The organism is Bacillus sp. ok061, assembly GCF_900108285.1.
Classification (GTDB): Bacteria; Bacillota; Bacilli; order Bacillales; family Bacillaceae_G; genus Bacillus_A; species Bacillus_A thuringiensis_S.
Genome location: NZ_FNUW01000024.1, coordinates 66,741 through 84,849 on the forward strand (window position 1 = coordinate 66,741; position 18,109 = coordinate 84,849).

An 18,109-nucleotide genomic window follows, 5' to 3' on the forward strand; every position below is an offset into this window, starting at 1 on the left:
GAATTTTTATTAGCTGCTAAAAAAAGAATTTACAGGACGATTAAAAAAAGCCAAGTGCATTGCACTCGGCTTTATGGTCGATTAAACAATTTTACTTCAGACGTATTAAACTGATGTAGATAGTCTTTAGTAGAAGTATAGCCTGAATTCATGAGTGTTTTCTTTTCTTCTTCTGTGATATCGAAATTAAACGACGGCGTAAAGAATGTATTGATAAATACAGTGCGGGCAGCATCTTCTTTGGTTGTTTTTCCGCTCTCATGACCTTTGATCATCGTTTGAGACAAATTCCATGCAAAATGAATAAGAGAATGGCCAATATGATGTTCTGTTGAAGTTGCGATATGTTTTAACATGGCAATCTCGGCCTGAGATTCTAAACGGAAACCCAGTGTTTCTTTGTTGTAGACAATTTCATCTGCAGGATCAAAGAAAGATGCATTGTATTTCGTGTGTAAGCTTCTTAGTGTAGAATGATCCTCCGTATTGCTTACCAGTTTATTAACCTCGTCAATCGTATCTGTGGTCGTGAAGTGTTCTTCTTTATTCACAAAACTTTTCCGATCAAATAAACGAATTGGGTAGTTATCGAGTACACCTCCGTCTACATAATAATCTTTATCCCATTCCACAGATTTAAAAAAGAATGGGATGGACATCGAAATCCGCACAGCAACTACTAACGGGACATCAGGTGTCGTTTCGCGAGAAAACGTACGAAGCTGGTGTGTAGAAATGTTCGTTCCTTGGAAAAACACGTCTTTTCCTGTTTTGTCATATAACTGCTGAAAGGTTGTGTCCTTACTCCCTGTCCACTTTTCAACGATCTTTCCTACCCACTCAGTGAAGAAATCCCCTTTATAGATACCAAAACCATCAAAAAATAAACGAATATTATCTTGTACAATCGAAAAATCATCATCTTTAAACGCTTTGAAATTCATGTCTTTGTGGATTTTTACAAGATCTGCGAATGGAATGGAAAGACCTAAAAGTAATGCAGTAATCGCTCCTGCTGAAGTCCCCCAAAATCGTTGTATTTCTGGTAAAATCCCTTCTTCATTTAGTGCACGGATGGCACCTATATAAGCGCTTCCCTTTACCCCGCCACCTTCAAATACTAAGTTACGAAATGGATATGCCATTATATACCTCCAATAGAGAAATTTTCGATCTGTTATAGTATCGGAAGTATATTGAAATATATTCCAAATGGTATTAAGAAAGCTTCATGCCCTCCGATACGTATGACGGAATTATCTTTATTCAATGGATGAATTGTTTGAAAGAGAAGGAATCTGCTTGGAATGGTAATTTAGTAGGATAGGAAACAGGAAACGGAGCGTGTCTTTGGATGCACTGACTAATACCCTTTTTGAATCGTATATAACGTAACTTCTTTTTCGATGTATCCTCAAAGTAAAATCACGAGCAAAAAACCAAGAAACAATCTACATTTCATAAATCCCTCACCATCTATAACATACAATCCAGTGAAATAATTTGTTTCAGATACGTAGAAATATGATTTAACCAGCAATCAATAATCAGGTCTTCTTATCCTAAATATACCTGAATCTATTTGTTTCCATACCGGAAGAGTTAAATCATTTTGTTCCCATTCATGCAATTAAACAGATATGTATAATTGCATATCCATTAAATCGCTTTTAGTGCTATATTTTAATAGCGATGAATGCTATTATTTCATAAGTTGTCAACAAGCGTTATGTATGTATGAGAAAAAGGAAGGAGCCAAATAGGTCCCTTCCTTTTTCTATTAATTAAATAAATTACTCTCTGGTAAAAATTTAAATAGTGATGCTCCTTTACAAGCGTCTGATTATGCATTAAAAATACTAGCTTTGCTTGCTGTCGGAAAAATTAAAGATGATAGCATTAAGTTATTAAGAGACAAAAATTCATCAACACGAAGACAGATTCGTCTTGGCTAGATAAATTTGGTGATAAATACAGGAAGTAACTCTTACGATTCAATGATTCCTTTTCCTGCCTTCCACCCTTGCCACTTCTGTTTCATGACTTGCAAATATAGATCTTCAAACTCGTTAAAATGGACGCGAAAAGCACCTAATGTATCGATATAAGCAGTAATCACATCTTCTTTATTAAAATGGATCCCTTCCTGTGCAATATCATAGCTATCATCAAGGCTGTATAAATCAAAATATTCCTCTTCCCAATATACGCCTCTGTTTACTAGTAAACGAGTGGAGCAAGTAAGAGCTTGTTTCACATTACATTTCTGAGCTACTAACTTTTCATTTAAGACAGAAAGAAGGATATTTACCGAGTATTTTTCATCAACTATGCGGCTATATGACAGTAAAGCCGATTCTATATATATCAGCTTTGCTTTAGACATTAAAGATATCTCCATAATTTCATATGGCGGGTGATCATTTGCTTCAATCAACCTATCGCATCATGAAATTACCTCCTCTCTATCCTAAAGCCCGCAGCCTAGTCCTAATGCATACAAGTGGGCTAACGTTTGATAAGATTTCAATATGTTTCACCTTCTATTTAACTGTATAGTGTTATTGCATTCATTTTGGAAATAATCACGTTTAGTAATAAATACAATAAGCTCCCCAAACGGACAGCTTATTTGCATTAAAAACGCTACACATGAACTTTTGCTTTTTTTCGACGAATAAGCCACAAAACTAAAGATAGCAGTACTAGAGGGAACGGAATTACCTGAATAAAGAAAAATACTTTCCAAAAATCGTGCATCGTACTACCAGGGGAATCTGTTGCCATCCCGCCAATAAAAAAAGACAATGGAATGACAAGTATATTTATACCTAAACTAATCATTAGAAATGATAGATTCTCCTTCCAGATTATTGGTAATGCAGCCACGATAAATAAAACCAATGCAGTACCCAGTATAAGAAACAGTGCTCCAAAAAAAAATACAAAGTATAAAATACCATTGATTAAAGGTTCCACAATAGCCCTCCTAAGGATTCATTCTATAGAAACACTCATGTTATTTAGAAAGTCAGGATGCTAAACCTCTTAGTTCTCTTTCAATTTCTTCATCGCTATAGTCTTCTTGTCTTCTACCATTTTATCAGCTTAGAATACTTTATCTACATGCTTATATTCTGGACTGCGTTAGGACATATGTTTCTATTGTACAACCCGCTAGCAAGAAACTTACACTTAGCCCTGCTAATACGATACCTTTAAAGGCTCTGTTCATATTCATTTGCCCCTTTTATCTTTTCGTATTTTTTTCTCCATCCATAGACAGTCCATTATGAACGTTTTCATTATAAGTATTGTCTGCTGTTACTGTTTTACTTTCCTTACTATCTGTTTCGGCCCTGATTCTTCTCGTTTACCGTTTCAGTATTACGCTTCAATTCGCATTATCATTACATAAAAAGGACATACCTATTCATATATACCCCTTTATTATTTTATAAAGATTATACAAAAATTAACAATTAATCATTTACTCAACAATAGATAATATGGATAAAGAAAAAATACTAGAGAATATCACAGTGTAGTAGTCTCCTAGTATCTTTTCATAGTATTTTAACGGCTATGCAAATGAGGAGGGATAAAAAAAGACCTCTTACGGAAAGATAAGAGGTCATCAAGAAGATAAAAATGTTGTATTTGAAACACGCGAGTTTCTAATTCACATCATAACACAATATATCCATATATTCAATATATACATTAAATTAAGGGATGTATGTTCAAAAAAACACACGGAATATTAATTTGGAACAGTATGTTTTCTTCTTTTATCCTACTTTTTCTACACTGCCGTAATTGTAACAATGGATGGTATCCTCTGTATACTGATGAGCAATTGTAGCAAGTTCTTCTAAATTCTCTTCCGTTACCTCATGAGTAAACAGAACAAAATTACTGTCAGATTCGGAGTCTGTTGAAATGGAACCGATGATGATTTTATGTCGTTTCTGTTACTATTTCTTCGTAAGACTTCTTCACTTCAAACTAATATTTTTCCAGACGAACAAACATATCTTTCTAGAATAGATCTGCAATTTCTGTTTGATGATACCAGAATTTATGGAAATAATCAGGGATACTTCTTGTGTGTTCTAACAAGTATCCCTCTTTCTTTGTTGGATGATTACGAATAAAAATACTGGGTGTTTCCTGTCGCACTTGGAGGAAAACATCATAGTAAAAAATACAACATGCCACTTGTTGTAGCGCATTGTCCATCTTGAAACGGCACCATCGATCCGTTATGAAATGTTAAGCTTGCATCTCCTAGATTATATGTAAATATTCGCTAATTTAAGTCACCTTTCTTGTCTATTTTATGTTTAATATTGTCTCGTACCGTACAAACGGGAAATATTGTTAGTTTGAAAAGAGAGAGGAATAAAAATTCTTTATCACCTCTGTTCTTTCTTCTGTATGATAAAAAAAACGGAGAAAGGTAGAATTTTATCTAGCCTCATTATTCGTTAGAAAATTCTAATTTGATTAAATTGAAAGAAAATGATATATTGATTTTAGAATGATAATCCAATTAATGGATGACAACCTAATACCTGTAAGTGGACTGTGACAATGTCAGATAAACGGGAGGAATTTAATATGAAAAAATTATGTTCATTTGCTTTAATTGGTGCCTTAACCTTTTCGGGTTTTATCGTTTTAGACAGTACGCTACCTGATAAAGCGCGCGCTGAAGTAAATACGATTAAGCAAGCTTCAGCTGTTGTGGATGATTGGCCATGGCAGACGTATTTCTTATTGCATCACAATGTGGAATATCTACAAGAATTAGCCCCTGGTACGTTAAAACAAGGTGGTACGTTTGATACGACGGTGTATATAGGCGGAAAAGATGTAGGTGTTGTAAAGATTTATCGATTGAACGGAGAAGGTAAATTGCAACGCTACAAAACCATTTCTGCAGGTGAGGCTGGGCACCACTACTATTCTAAGTTCACAACACCAATTACAACGGTTTACACACCAGGTACATATGTGGCAGTACTAAAAGTAGACAATTCATATTATTATGGTGGTTCCTTCCAAATTACAAATTAAAACATATAGGTATATTTGTCTGAAACGCACTGGGTTACGGTGCGTTTTTTATTAGCTTACAGAACGCATGACCACATGGGAAATCCAAGACTACGATAGAAACGAAATTAAATGTGATGAAATTTGTAACAGTTAATGTGGATGCAACAATCCATGTTGGTATTTTAAAAGGGATGATAGGATTTGTCATTGGTTAAGATGCGGATACTGGTATGGCCGATAACGAATTAGATCCATTTACAACTGTTAAGATTCGGGCTGTGTTTCTAACTCAATAAGATTTGCATAGGATTATTTTAGAAAATTAATATTTGATTTTTATAGTGACTCAATATACCCTATTTTTAGAATCGAGTTACATATCTAAAAATCATCACCAAGAGAATCTGCAAACTTGCGGGTTCTTATTTAAAACATAATGCCAGAAAAGCTGAGGTGAATAAAGTGCAAAGTTTAAAATCTTTAAAACGTGACGTATACATTTTTCTTCCATTGTCTATTTATTTTTCATCCATTTTTATTTCATTCTATATTATAGAGAATACATTCAACTGGCTGAGTTTTTTACCAGCACTTGGAACCCTGTATGTCTGGGTAGCCAGTTTGATAGATATTGAAAATAAAAATTACAAAATAAAATAAAAAAGCATCGGAACTAGATGCTTTGCTCTTAATGTTATAGAATATTGAAGCCCATGACCATACAGCTACCAAATACAATACATAGTAAACCTAAAAATATTAAAAACTCTGGTAGATCAAAGTGTTCGAGTAACGCGCCTATTAATAATCCAAAGGGATATATCAGAATTTCAAGCCAGGTTACGCCCCCTGCTTTCTTTATTTCTCGGTAAGATACAACGCTGACAAGTAAAACGCCTACTACAATCAACCCTATCCCTAACATCATCCATCCATTCACCCTTTTGAAAATTTAGTATTTCACTTTCATATACTGCTCTTTTACGAGCACCAATAATTCCCTCAATTTCTTCTCTACAGGATGTTCTTGATTTTCAGATACTTCTCTGCCATAGGATGAAAAGTTTTGTGAGCAAGCACTAGTTGTAACTTCCAATTTCGCGTATGAGAAAGTATGCTCATTTTCTTCACCAATGTTTTCAGTAGTGCTTCCATTTGAACCAACGCGTATGCAGCTTTCGTCAAGTTTGGTGCGCTTTCCTTCCTTGTTAACCGTGTAATAGGTATCGTTGACTTCTCCATATTTCATATTAGGTGTTGATGTTACTGCGGTCCCGTCTGCAGAAAAAGTAACAACACGAAACCCATCTTCTTCTGGCAACAACTCAGCTCCTGGCACATTATATAGTACCAATAGGTCTCCTTCGTATGCTTCTGGAATGAGATAAATGGTATCTGTAGTGTCTTTTCCGAAACGGATACAACCGCTTAAAAGAATCATAATAAAGATCCCGCAATACATTATAACTTTTCTCATAGAGTTTCTCCCGTTATGTGTAAGAATGGTATAGTATGTATTATATAATGCAATATATTTCCTTGGATAGAATAAGTTTCTAGTTTGAAGTCGGTTTTACTATTGTCATATAAAAGATTTATGTCAGTGGATGATTAGTACAAAGAGAAATGGAGTGAATTGATGAGCAAACGTTTTGCATTAACATATGAAAATAAGATTTTGAGAAAGATAATGATTACCGTAAGCATTGTCATACTCGTTTTCATTGCAACAGGGTGTGATTCTGTCCAAAATGAGGCAAAGGATGTAACGGATATTCCGCTTAACAGCAAACTAGATTCCCTTATTTCAGAAAGTATCATTGCCTGGAATCAAGACAAATTAAATCATACAGAAAAACAATTTGAGACGCATGTAATCTATGGAACTGAGATGAAGGATGAAAAAATGTATGTCTACCTCCATTCCCTCATGCAAGGATATAACCGCGAAACACAGACAGTTCCTCAAGCAGGACATTTACTTCCAGTCCGTGTGACAGTCACAAAAAATGGGGATGATTACATCATTGAAGATTACCGTGAACCAGGAGATGGTGCTGAAAATGAACCTACTTTGCGCAACATGTTCCCGAATAAGTATGCGGATCAAGCACTTGCTATATCAAATAAAATAATACAACCATTAGAATCTCGTATGCAAGAATCCGTTTCTAAGTCGCTGGAAGAAACAAATAATGAGAGACAAGAAAGATAACAAATATACTATTTATAATCGAATACACAACAAAAAAGGAGAGATATAATCTCTCCTTTTTCTACTTTATACCTAGCATTATTTGTTATATCCACCAAGTTGCTGTTCTGCCATAGCAACGAGACGTTTTGTGATTTCTCCACCTACAGAGCCGTTCGCTCTTGCAGTTGAATCCGCGCCTAATTGTACCCCGAATTCTTGTGCAATTTCATATTTCATTTGATCCAGTGCGCTTTGTACACCTGGTACCACTAAAGAGTTGTTACGATTGTTTGCCATCATATATCACCTCCTGTACGTTTAATATGCTACGAAACAAAGAAAATATTATTGGTAAATAAAACCATTTATAGTTTGTTCTTTTATCCACTATTTTACTTTTCCGTAACGATTTCAGCAGAATAACAGTATGAGTTTCGTTTATTCGCATTAATATACAGAATGGAAAATATGTTTACAAAGAGTTATATTTTTTATAAACATTTATTGATGTAGATGTATTGCAAGTTCTTATAAAATATTGACAGATAATAGGCTACGTGTTAAATTCGGAATATTCGAACACTCAGGGGGTAAGTGACTAATGTCGGTTAATAAGATAGAAGAATATTGGTATATGTATGCTAAAGATAATGAGTTAAACATGAGTGTTCCAGATGCATGGATGTTTGGGGATGGTTCCAAAGAAATGGGAGATGAATTAGGAGGTTTAGTTGTTAAAGGAATCAAAACAGGAACATGCGCTGCACATTGTGTTTATGAGCTTGAAGGGGAAGAAATTCAAAAAGTTGGTCAGTACGATATTGTATTGGATGGAGACAATAACCCATTAGCAATTATAAAATATACAAAGATCGATTTACTACAAATGAATGAAGTAACAAATAGTTTTGCAAGATCTGAGGGTGAAGGGGATTTAAGTTATGATTATTGGTATAGTGAGCACGTTAAATTTTTCACTTGGGAATTAAGTCGATATGGACTTAATTTTACTCCAGACTTAATGCTAGTTTGTCAAACGTTTAAGGTAATGGATGTTTATAAAGATTAAACATGAATAAAAATCAAACATGTTTATTTTATATTATGTTTTAAGCATTTCGTCATGTAAAAAAACAAAATCCCCTTAATATAGGGGTTTTTCTAATCACTATCAAGTTAAGTAATTTATTATTCAACAAAACGGAAAAACAAGCTTAATTCTCATATATATCCGTAAAGATATAAAACTTTCGTTATGGGGGCCTCTAAAATCTTAGCTTGATGGTGATGAGTATATCCCCCTTTTTACTTCTTTTCTCTCCCTTGTCAATGAATATGGTATATAATTCAGCACCTTCCAAAACTGATTTTCTTCCACATTACGATAAAAATTCCATATCAATTAAGGATTCTATTTCTTCACCGTTTCTCCAATACATAACTGGATTACGTCTTCTTGGGGATAAAAGGGACAGGAAAGCTGCTAAGCTAGCGTAAGGTGCTAAATTCCCTCAAAGTATCTCAAAAGCTGGATAATCATTTAATATTTCTGTACTCTCCAACTTACAACAAAACACATCGCAAAATATTTTTACGATGTGTTTTAAAAGGGAAATCATCATCAAGTTTTTCACCCATATTTTTATAAGGAGTTTTACCATTGAGGATAAACGCCTTCATTTCAAAACAGTTCTTTTCATTTGTATACGATATGTCTCACACATATAGTATACAAATTATTACACTTACTTTTCTTCACCGCTTGCTTGCATGGAATTAAAAGTCCAATTTAATTTCAATGCATCTCCCTGAAATACATTTTGGTCTTCCCTACTATCTACGAATGTGAACATTACATAAAATGTATCATCATCACCAGGAGCAAGTCCATTTCCTTCTCGGTCTACCACACCTTTTTGTACAAGATCAGGAATACTTCCATTTTGCGTAGCTACCTTTAATTCAGATAATGTAGTAGACCAAATTGGAACCTCATTTTTATCCAAATTCCACAAGAAATCAACACGGATATGATCACCAAAATCAGCATTTCCATTATCTCCTTTCGTATCGATTACACTGTAATCTGTCAGGAGTTTCACATCTTCTATTGCTAAGGTTCCTTTGTTAACTAATTGAAAACCACGCTCCATTTCATCACCTGGTTTCAGATTGTCGACATTAATAACAACTTCAGGATTCACACTCAAATCTAAAGTACCCGCTGCAAATGTGTTTTGTGATACTTCCTTATCACTAAAATACGCATATGTTCCCCCGCCAATTAAAGATAAGCCAAGCGCTGCAGTTATAACACCCATACCAAGTTTTTTCTTCATACTCATTTCACAAATCCCCCTATTTTTAAAGTTTAAACTACAAACCTTATTTCCATCCCATAAACAACAACAATAATAATTAAGCAACTACCTTGTCCCATAATGAAAGCGAACTTACTCTAAACTAGTTACTTCATGTACCTAAACGACTATGACTCTTAAAATGACCGGTAATGTTACCGTAAATCATTACCGGTCATTTGTTAGCCAATCTCATTTCATTTACTATTCATTGTCTGATTACTTTATTTACTCTAGAAGTTTGTCCACTTATTTTTTGGGCTCTAAACCGATAGAACGTAAGATTTTATCTAACGTCACTGGCCCTACATTTTCTTTCGGTTTCTGATTTTCTTTGGCATCTGGACCCTTTTTCAAGAAGTTTTTCTCAATAAAACGAATATCTGTTTCATCTACAACACCATCTTGATTTATATCTCCATCTTTTACAGATACTTTTCCTTTTCCATACGATAAAGCTGCTATTCTAGCATCTTGAATATCCACCATTTTATCGCCGTTTACATCACCTGCAAGGTTATCATCCATGTCAGCTCTAAAGTTTTGTCCCACTAATTCTCCCTCCTGCATTTTTCCTATTTTTGTTGCTAATTTACTATTTAAATGACCTGGCATTTCTACGAAAATATCATATTCTTTATCGCTTACTGGGACACTATGAATTTCAAATTGCCCGTTATCATCAATCGTTCCTGTATATTTCTTTCCATCCTTGCCAACTGCGTACACTTTTGCTCCTAGTGTTGTATAGTCTTTCTTACCTAAATATCCCTCTTCATTCAAGAAAGCTTCCGGGCCAATATATCCTGTAACCGTTGAATGTTTCGAAACAATAGCAAAAGATTTATCTTTAAACGCAGGAATCTCAATGCCTTCTGATGCACCAGCTTTTGTATAATAGAACTTATCTACTCCAAATGCAGTTAAATCATTAAAGTATTCATCGTTCGTCATCTCGAATGTAACATCTAAAAATGGTGTATCTCCATCTAATCCTTTAAATTCTTTTCCTTCCAATGATGCGCCAACTTTCACCTTGTTTTCCCAAGCTCCTTCTTCACTTATCTTCGGATCCTCTAATTTAAGGTTCAGTCCATGTTGTTTTACATATTCCGTAAGTGCTGGATTTGGTTTCACATCTGTAAATTTAAATAGCTGCTTGTAATAAGGAATTTCAAATGTACCTGACATAAGCTGTTTTACATTATTAAGATTCAAAGTTAACGTAATTTTCTCTCCTAATTTGATTTTATCTTTGTCATAACTTGGAACAGCGTATTCTGTCCCTTCTTTTACAAAGACGTAATCTTTATATCCAGTTGCCATATTCCCTGCAGTTGCAAGATCATATCCAAATAATTTTAAATTTAATGGTTCATTTATTTCCTCTGGAAGTACTCCAAATTTAAAATCACCATTTGCTTGAATTGTATTCAACCAACCTGATGGGAAGGCTGAGTTTTGATAATATACAATTTGATTCGCTCTTTGATCATATTGCAAGCCTTTTGCCTTTAATGCATCTACTGTAGAATCATAAATATTACCATGCACCCATAATGCACGCTGGCCGTCTTCTTCTTTAAACATAGAATCATTGACTTCGTGTATACCAGGTTGTACATCCTTAAATTTCATTTCAGGTATTACATTATCAATGATAATGCTATCGCCTTTTGTATAAGATTTTCCTTCTTTATCATATCCAACGAAGTTCAATTCGTAATCTCCATCAGGCAACATAACAGGTTTATCCGCAATTGGATGAGCTGGATCTCCTGTGAATGGAAGTACATACCCTCCCATACCAGAAAACATCATATATTCAACATTCGGTGTTAGACTACTTGCATTAAGTGTACCAACGACTCCTAATGCCTTCCCTGTCTTTCGGTCCTTCACAACTGCATCAATGGTTTCAAGAGGACTATTTAATTTAAATGTCAACGGCGAACTTGGTCTTTCCATAAATGGATGGAATTTTGAAGCATCTGTTGCCATTGCATCTCTCAGTAAATCTACAGACGCAATCCCTTTTTCTGTGAATTTAACTGCAAATGGTACTTGATATACTTCTTTTCCATTGTTTTTATTTAAAATATGAATATAGCCCTCATATCTACCAAATTCAGCGTTTTCTGGAATGATAATTTCAGGGCTAATTTCCTCTGATGCACCAGGAGCTACTTTAATAGAATCTGGTACGTTTAGCTTCACACCATTCTTCGCTGCATCTTGCACACCTACACTTGTAGGTGAAAATTCTACCTCTAATTTAAACTCTTTTCCATCTGTTTTACTGCTGTTCTTAATTAAAACTTTTCGACTATCTTTAATAGGCCCATTTTCAATTTGATTTTTATACCCAAATGCAATAGAACCTGTTTTTTCTTCAATTTCTACTTCTTCATCACCTACAACGTTTGATGTTTTATCAACAACCTCGATAGATGTATCTGCATGAACTGCACGATATGCATCAATTCGCCCTGAGCCCACCTCAAATACAGAACGCTCTTCCTTTAAATCAACTGCGGTATTCATGAGTGCTTCTTTTACTTCAAATGGACTATATTTTGGATGTTCTTGTAAAATAAGTGCCGCTACCCCTGCAGTATGAGGAGTTGCCATAGAGGTACCTGACATACGTCCATACGCTACCGGATAATTCTCTCCATCTTTTGGATCATTAATATATTCAGGAACAGTTGAGAAAATAGACACACCTGGTGCTACAATATCTGGCTTAATATCATCTGTCTTAGTTGCAGGACCGCGGGAGCTAAAATCAGCTAAGTGATCTCCCTCTGTTTTTATATTACTTAGTTCTCCAAACGCTAACGACACATCTCCTTGTACAGCTTTTGCTTGTAATTTCTCACCATCTACTTTTGTTAAGCGGAACGATGGAATAGACGAAGTATTTTCCCCAAGATAACTTGTAATTTCACCATCTACATTGTTATATACGATTACCGCTTTTGCGCCTGCTTCCTTAGCATGCTTAATTTTTTCATCAAATGTAATCTCACCGCGTTGGATAAGAGCTAATTTTCCTTTTACATCTTTTCCTGTAAAATCATTTGATTTTCCAAGCCCTGCATATACAACTGATACGGATTGACCTTTCAAATCTTCAATCTTATCAGTAAAGCTTTTTCCAAGTAGCATCATCTTATCCACATGTAAATCACCTGCATCGATAGAAAACGTTGGGATCGTCATTGCAGCATCACTGGCTCCAACTGTAATTGGAAGTGCCGCTGCACTAGGTGATCCAATGGTACCTTCTTCCGGACCACTATTACCTGCTGCTACTACTGTAACAACACCAGCTAACATCGCATTGTTCACTGCGACAGAAGTAGGATATAAAGGATCATTAATAGACGCTCCTAGTGATAAATTGATAACATCCATATCGTCTTTCACCGCTTTATCAATCGCAGCAAGAATACCGCTTGTTTGTCCACTTCCATATGGACCTAATACGCGATATGAATATAAATCTACATCTGGAGCAACACCCTTCACTGCATAATCCACACTATTCTGTTTGTCTGCAGAAATTGTCCCAGCTACATGCGTACCATGGGATGTATAATATGCACTCCCCTCATAAATCTCAGGATATCCTCCAGAATTTTGCCAATCCTTATACGTTGTCTCCATTGGATCAGCATCATTATTAACAAAGTCCCATCCTTTTATTGAGTTCGGATCTATTTTGCTTGGATCTTCACCTTGCTTTGCACGATATCCTTTATATGCAGCTTTCAAATCCGGGTGGTTGTAATCAATACCTGTGTCCAGTACACCTACCTTAATTCCTTTACCTGTTATTTTTTCATCATGCAGCTTGTCCACACCAATTTGCGGTACACTATCTGCCATTTTTGGTTCAACAGCAGTCTTAGCTGTTTCTTTCGGCAAATCAATTTTAACCTCATGATCTTCCCATACGCGCTTAACGATACCGGTACGAACTAAGTCTTCAATCATGTTCGCAGGTAACGAAATCGCTACACCATTAAAGGCATTCTTATATTCTCTTGTTATTTTTGCAGATTTTAAATTTGTTCCTTTCTCTTTATTCTTTTGAAGCTGTTCAAGCTCTGCTTTAAACCCTTTATGTGATGCCTCTACCTTTTGTTCCGCATTTGAAAGAGCTACCTTTTTCCCTTTAGCCGCTTGTTTTAATACCTCGATTTTGCTAGGTGCTTGCTTAAACTCTATAATCACATTCACATTATTAGGACTTGCTGTATTAATACCTGGCGAAATAATAAAACCTGGTTTTGTATCTAACGTTTTTAAGGCATTACGTTGTTCCTTTGTCAGGTCTTTCAAGATAGCATTTGCATCATCAATTCCAGTTAAAGTAGATGTATTTACCTCTTCCGCTAATACGTTATATGGAATTCCTTGAGACAATAACATTCCAGCTGTTAACGTTCCAATAAGAATCTTTCCAAATTTCCCTCGTTTCATATTGCATCTCCCCATTATTACTATTATTTTTTGAAACAAATTGATTCTTAACTTCCCATTTAGCATTGGAAACTCTATTAATCTTAATCTTTTGTATCATGAAAGATTTCCAACACTACTACCATCCCCATACCTCATATAGCTAATCACTCACTTTTCTCTTTCTATAAGAGCCCCCCATCATTTATTTTCAACAAAGGATTTTCACAAAATGAATTATTAACAAGATTAAAATGTAATTCTATTTTTATTATTTCACGTTTTGATTATTCTGAAAATTAAACAAAAGGAGTATCTTTTCTCTAAGAATTCTATGCCTACATAGTACAAAAGAACTATCTTGTCCTCTATTCTTTGTAATACAGAATAAAGCAACATGATAGTTCTTTGAAAGATCTCTTATTTAATCCAACGGAACCAATTGATTTCGAACTGCATAAATCACTGCTTGCGATCGACTTTTGACATTTAGTTTTTTAAAAATTTTATTGATGTGAATTTTAACTGTTTTATCACTAATATATAGAACTTCAGCAATTTCTTTATTACTAAGTCCTTTTACTAATTCAAAGAGAATTTCCTTTTCACGTTCCGTCAGTTCATTTTCATTTGATTCTACTTTCATTTTTTGCTGATGATATGTAATTAATTTTTTTGTCATACGCGGATGAATTACGGAATCGCCTCGATATAACATTCGAATTGCTGCTACTACCTGCTCTGATGATGAATCTTTTAATAAATAACCATCAGCACCAGCCTGAAGTGCATCCATTAAATACTCATCATGCTCATACATTGTAAACACAAGTACTCGGCAATTCGGATATTTTTTTTTCACTAATTCTGTAGCTTCAATCCCATTTTTCCCTGGAAGGTTAATATCCATCAGAATACAATCTGGTCTGCATTCTTCTACTTTTCCCAATACTCCATCCCCAGAGCTAGCTTCTCCAACCACTTTCATATCAGATTCATCCTCTAGTATGCTTCGAATTGCATCCCGTAAAAAAGCATGATCATCTACTACTAATATTTTAATCATTTTACGCACCCCTTGTTTGTGAATCTGGAATTAACAGTGTAATTTCTGTTCCTTTCCCTACAGAACTATCAATCTGTAAAGTAGCCCCTAATTGGTCAGCTTGTTCATTCATATGTAATATACCATAATGTGGCTCATTCTTTGTTTTAACCATAGACTCAAATAGTGAAAAGCCAACTCCATTATCCTTAACTCTTAAAAGCACGTGCTCACTTTGATAACTGAGTAAAACATCAGCCTTTTTTGCTTGCGCATGTTTTACAATGTTTTGCAAACTCTCTTGTAATGTATCAAAAATAACCCTTTCTTTTGAAAAACTAAGCGCACGTGCATGACCCCTTTCATGATATGTAATATCTAGTCCATATTCTTGTTTTAAAGATTTTATTTTACTTGCTATCGCCTGCTTAAGGCCTAATTGTTGTGTCGGATATGGTTTTAAAGCATAAATAGAATAGCGAACTTCTCCTAGGCTTCCTCTTAAATCTTTTATGCTTTTCTCCACTACTTGCTGCATATCAATTGGTTTATCTCGGTATTTTTTCTGCGCGGATTCTAGTTGGAATATTACCCCAGCTAATGTTTGTGCAATACCATCATGAATTTCTCGGGCGATTCTATTTCTTTCTTCTAAAATCATTCTTTTTTCCTGTTCAGAAATTAATATCCTTGTTTTAACTACGTTAGCTAATTGGTTAGAAAATGTAGCTAACGACTGTACATCTTCTGGAAAGAAGCCCGCATTTCTGCTTTTCCCTGCAACAAACATTCCGACTAGTTCATCATTAACAATAAGAGGAAAATATACAAGTGAGCGTATGACACTTTCAAATATTTCATCTCCAGGAGCCGTACCAATTTTCCAATCATTAAATACAAGATTTTTAGAAAGTCCCTCAAACGTATCGTAATTTTCTAAATGATCAGAAATATCAGCACGAACTTTCCCATCTTTTAATAGAATATTCCAGTTTCCATCATCTTTTGTCCATATTGCATATGCTTGTATGCCAAAAAAACCTTTAAGTGCTTGTTTAATATGCTTCAAGTTTCCTTCGGTTAATCCTCGACTAATTTCGGTCGTAATAAGAAATAACTCATATAATCGTTCTTTCTCCATCCTTATCCGTACAGAAAAAGAACTAATAACGGAAGTTGCTACAAGTGGAAAAAAGAAAAACAGTACTGTAACCTCGTTTACTTCCACACTATATGTACTAATTAGTACATGCATCAGTGCCGTATAAGAGAAACCAAAAGTTTCGCAAAGAAATACCGTAATAGTTTTTTTATACCATTGATAAATTGAATATGGCTGCGGAAGAAGTATCATTAACAAATCGTAAAAGCGGTTGTTGAAAAAACAAAAAAACACGCAAAATAATAACAAAGATATTAAATTTTCATACAGAACTGACATTTCTATCTTATTAATTAATAAGAACATACATTTGTTTGAAAACCATTGGGCAAAAATCAAACTAAGTGCATGTTGAGTACTATTAAATAACATTCTTTGTATCGGTGAACGACGATACAGGTGAATAATTAGCGTGACGAGTACAATAGCAACAATAGTTATATGGATTCCAAACTGCCAACTCATAGCGTAAATTATCGGAAAGGTAAGCGAGCTAGTTCCTCTCCAAAATCTTACAGGAAAATACTCTGCAATCCCCATAAATAGTAACAATAATATTAGTATTGTTGGATGAGAAGGGATTTTAATTTCAAGTAAAGAGATAGTTATAGTAACCAAACCAAGAAAAGAAATAAAATAAAGATAAGAACTAGCAATCTTTTCTCTCATAAAGATAGAATTTACATCTTTCAAAACAACCCCTTCTTTCCTTATAAAAACTTCATTTTCTCTATTATCTAACAAAAAACCGGCACTGGCAAAATGGAAGGATATCCACTAGCCAATCACCGGCTGTGTACTGCACCTAAAAAGGCAAGACACAATACTAGTATATAACAGTTTGTAAAGTTTACCCATTAGTCAAATGGTGTAATTGTACATACTTTTAGACTTAGGTCTACTAGTACAAAAGATGTATACAGAATTGAAATTTTGATTCACTAAAACAATTCTAAAAAATAGAAAGGCAACCATAAATACCTACCTATTTATTAAAGGGTTAGCGTTATTACAAGTCAAAATAATAAAAACGCATCTCCAATTATTAGATAACTATCTAATAAATTGGAGGTGCGGTTCACTTAGGTCATTGATGTTTCAGCTATTCTCTTTATTTGAAAATTACATCTATCATACTAATTTAATATTATATTCCTGAAGCCAACTATTAACTTGAAGTAAATAATCTATTATACCTCGTGCATCATTACCTGAAATTACTTCGTCTTTTCCTTCTGCAATAGCACGAACTCTTTCTACATTAATTAATGGCAAAATAGGTGATTCAGGATTGTTCAACACATGTAACATCCAATCACTAATACCTTGTAGATAAGAGGCATCCTTAGTGCTTGGATATGCACTTTTTTTACGATAACGTACATCCTCTGGAAGTACATTTTCAAAAGCTCTACGTAAAATACCTTTTTCAATATTGTCTATGCTTTTCATTTCGAATGGGACATTCCATAAGTATTCTACAAGCCGGTAATCGCAAAATGGAACTCGTACTTCAAAGCCATTCATCATACTTGTGCGATCTTTTCGTTCAAGCATAAATGGCAAGAAACGTGTAATAAACATGTAAGACATTTGACGTTGCTTCATTTGCAGATCACTTTCACCTTCTAAGAAGGGAACCTCAGCAACTGCATCTTCAAATTTTTGTTTTTGATATTTTTCAGGGCTAATCTTCGCTTTAAAATCCTCAGATAAAATTTCTGTACTATACCATAAATTAACACTCCAAGGGAATATCTCTGCATCTAGAAACTTCTCTTGATGGAACCATGGATATCCTGAGAATACTT

13 protein-coding genes and 1 pseudogene are annotated in these 18,109 nt (G+C 34.6%); 3 read left to right on the forward strand and 11 right to left on the reverse strand.

Translation table 11 applies throughout. The features are described from left to right. Nucleotides 1–71: 71 nt before the first annotated feature. The 3 genes and pseudogenes from C4S65_RS25065 to C4S65_RS34080 form a co-directional block, all read right to left on the reverse strand. The gene (locus C4S65_RS25065; protein WP_078993238.1) at nt 72–1,145 is read right to left on the reverse strand and encodes a patatin-like phospholipase family protein; all 1,074 of its coding nucleotides are present in this window, start codon (nt 1,143–1,145) and stop codon (nt 72–74) included. An 842-nt stretch (nt 1,146–1,987) separates the two neighbouring features. Then, nucleotides 1,988–2,530, reverse strand: a pseudogene (locus C4S65_RS25075) (protein kinase). 116 nt (nt 2,531–2,646) lie between these two features. Next, complete coding sequence (locus tag C4S65_RS34080; protein WP_000433528.1) at nt 2,647–2,979, reverse strand: hypothetical protein; 333 nt, start codon at nt 2,977–2,979, stop codon at nt 2,647–2,649. 1,644 nt (nt 2,980–4,623) lie between these two features. On the opposite strand from C4S65_RS34080, the gene C4S65_RS25095 reads away from it, so the two are divergent. Further along, nucleotides 4,624–5,082 carry a DUF5065 family protein gene (locus tag C4S65_RS25095; protein WP_098516561.1) on the forward strand — a complete coding sequence of 153 codons (459 nt, stop codon included), beginning with the start codon at nt 4,624–4,626 and terminating at the stop codon, nt 5,080–5,082. A gap of 676 nt (nt 5,083–5,758) precedes the next feature. On the opposite strand, the gene C4S65_RS25105 is transcribed toward C4S65_RS25095, so the two are convergent. Then, nucleotides 5,759–5,992: a hypothetical protein gene (locus tag C4S65_RS25105; RefSeq protein ID WP_000979116.1), complete on the reverse strand. Its 234-nt coding sequence runs from the start codon at nt 5,990–5,992 to the stop codon at nt 5,759–5,761. A gap of 24 nt (nt 5,993–6,016) precedes the next feature. After that, nucleotides 6,017–6,541, reverse strand: a complete 525-nt coding sequence (locus tag C4S65_RS25110) for a hypothetical protein (protein ID WP_001233338.1) — start codon at nt 6,539–6,541, stop codon at nt 6,017–6,019. A gap of 162 nt (nt 6,542–6,703) precedes the next feature. Between C4S65_RS25110 and C4S65_RS25115 the strand changes: the two genes are divergently transcribed. Then, nucleotides 6,704–7,279, forward strand: a complete 576-nt coding sequence (locus C4S65_RS25115; RefSeq protein WP_098516560.1) for a peptidase M56 — start codon at nt 6,704–6,706, stop codon at nt 7,277–7,279. A 78-nt stretch (nt 7,280–7,357) separates the two neighbouring features. On the opposite strand, the gene C4S65_RS25120 is transcribed toward C4S65_RS25115, so the two are convergent. Continuing rightward, nucleotides 7,358–7,558, reverse strand: coding sequence for an alpha/beta-type small acid-soluble spore protein (locus tag C4S65_RS25120; protein ID WP_042973287.1), 201 nt, complete (start codon nt 7,556–7,558; stop codon nt 7,358–7,360). Between the two features lie 304 nt (nt 7,559–7,862). Here C4S65_RS25120 and C4S65_RS25125 point away from each other — a divergent pair, with 304 nt between their 5' ends. Beyond that, nucleotides 7,863–8,330 (forward strand): ASCH domain-containing protein, encoded by a 468-nt coding sequence (locus C4S65_RS25125; protein WP_098838698.1) that lies wholly within the window; start codon nt 7,863–7,865, stop codon nt 8,328–8,330. A gap of 676 nt (nt 8,331–9,006) precedes the next feature. Here C4S65_RS25125 and C4S65_RS25130 read toward each other — a convergent pair. The 5 genes from C4S65_RS25130 to C4S65_RS25150 all read right to left on the reverse strand — a co-directional run. Next, nucleotides 9,007–9,606: a TasA family protein gene (locus C4S65_RS25130; protein WP_000061949.1), complete on the reverse strand. Its 600-nt coding sequence runs from the start codon at nt 9,604–9,606 to the stop codon at nt 9,007–9,009. 264 nt (nt 9,607–9,870) lie between these two features. Continuing rightward, entirely contained in the window at nt 9,871–14,112 is a 4,242-nt protein-coding gene (locus C4S65_RS25135) for a S8 family serine peptidase (RefSeq protein WP_098838699.1), read from the reverse strand. A 403-nt stretch (nt 14,113–14,515) separates the two neighbouring features. Further along, on the reverse strand, nt 14,516–15,157 hold the full coding sequence (locus C4S65_RS25140) for a response regulator transcription factor (protein WP_000590675.1): 642 nt from the start codon (nt 15,155–15,157) through the stop codon (nt 14,516–14,518). 1 nt (nt 15,158) lies between these two features. Further along, nucleotides 15,159–16,991, reverse strand: a complete 1,833-nt coding sequence (locus C4S65_RS25145) for a sensor histidine kinase (RefSeq protein ID WP_061667577.1) — start codon at nt 16,989–16,991, stop codon at nt 15,159–15,161. A 438-nt stretch (nt 16,992–17,429) separates the two neighbouring features. Then, nucleotides 17,430–18,109 (reverse strand): asparagine synthase C-terminal domain-containing protein (locus tag C4S65_RS25150; RefSeq protein ID WP_142391583.1); only part of this gene is annotated, 680 nt, incomplete at its 5' end.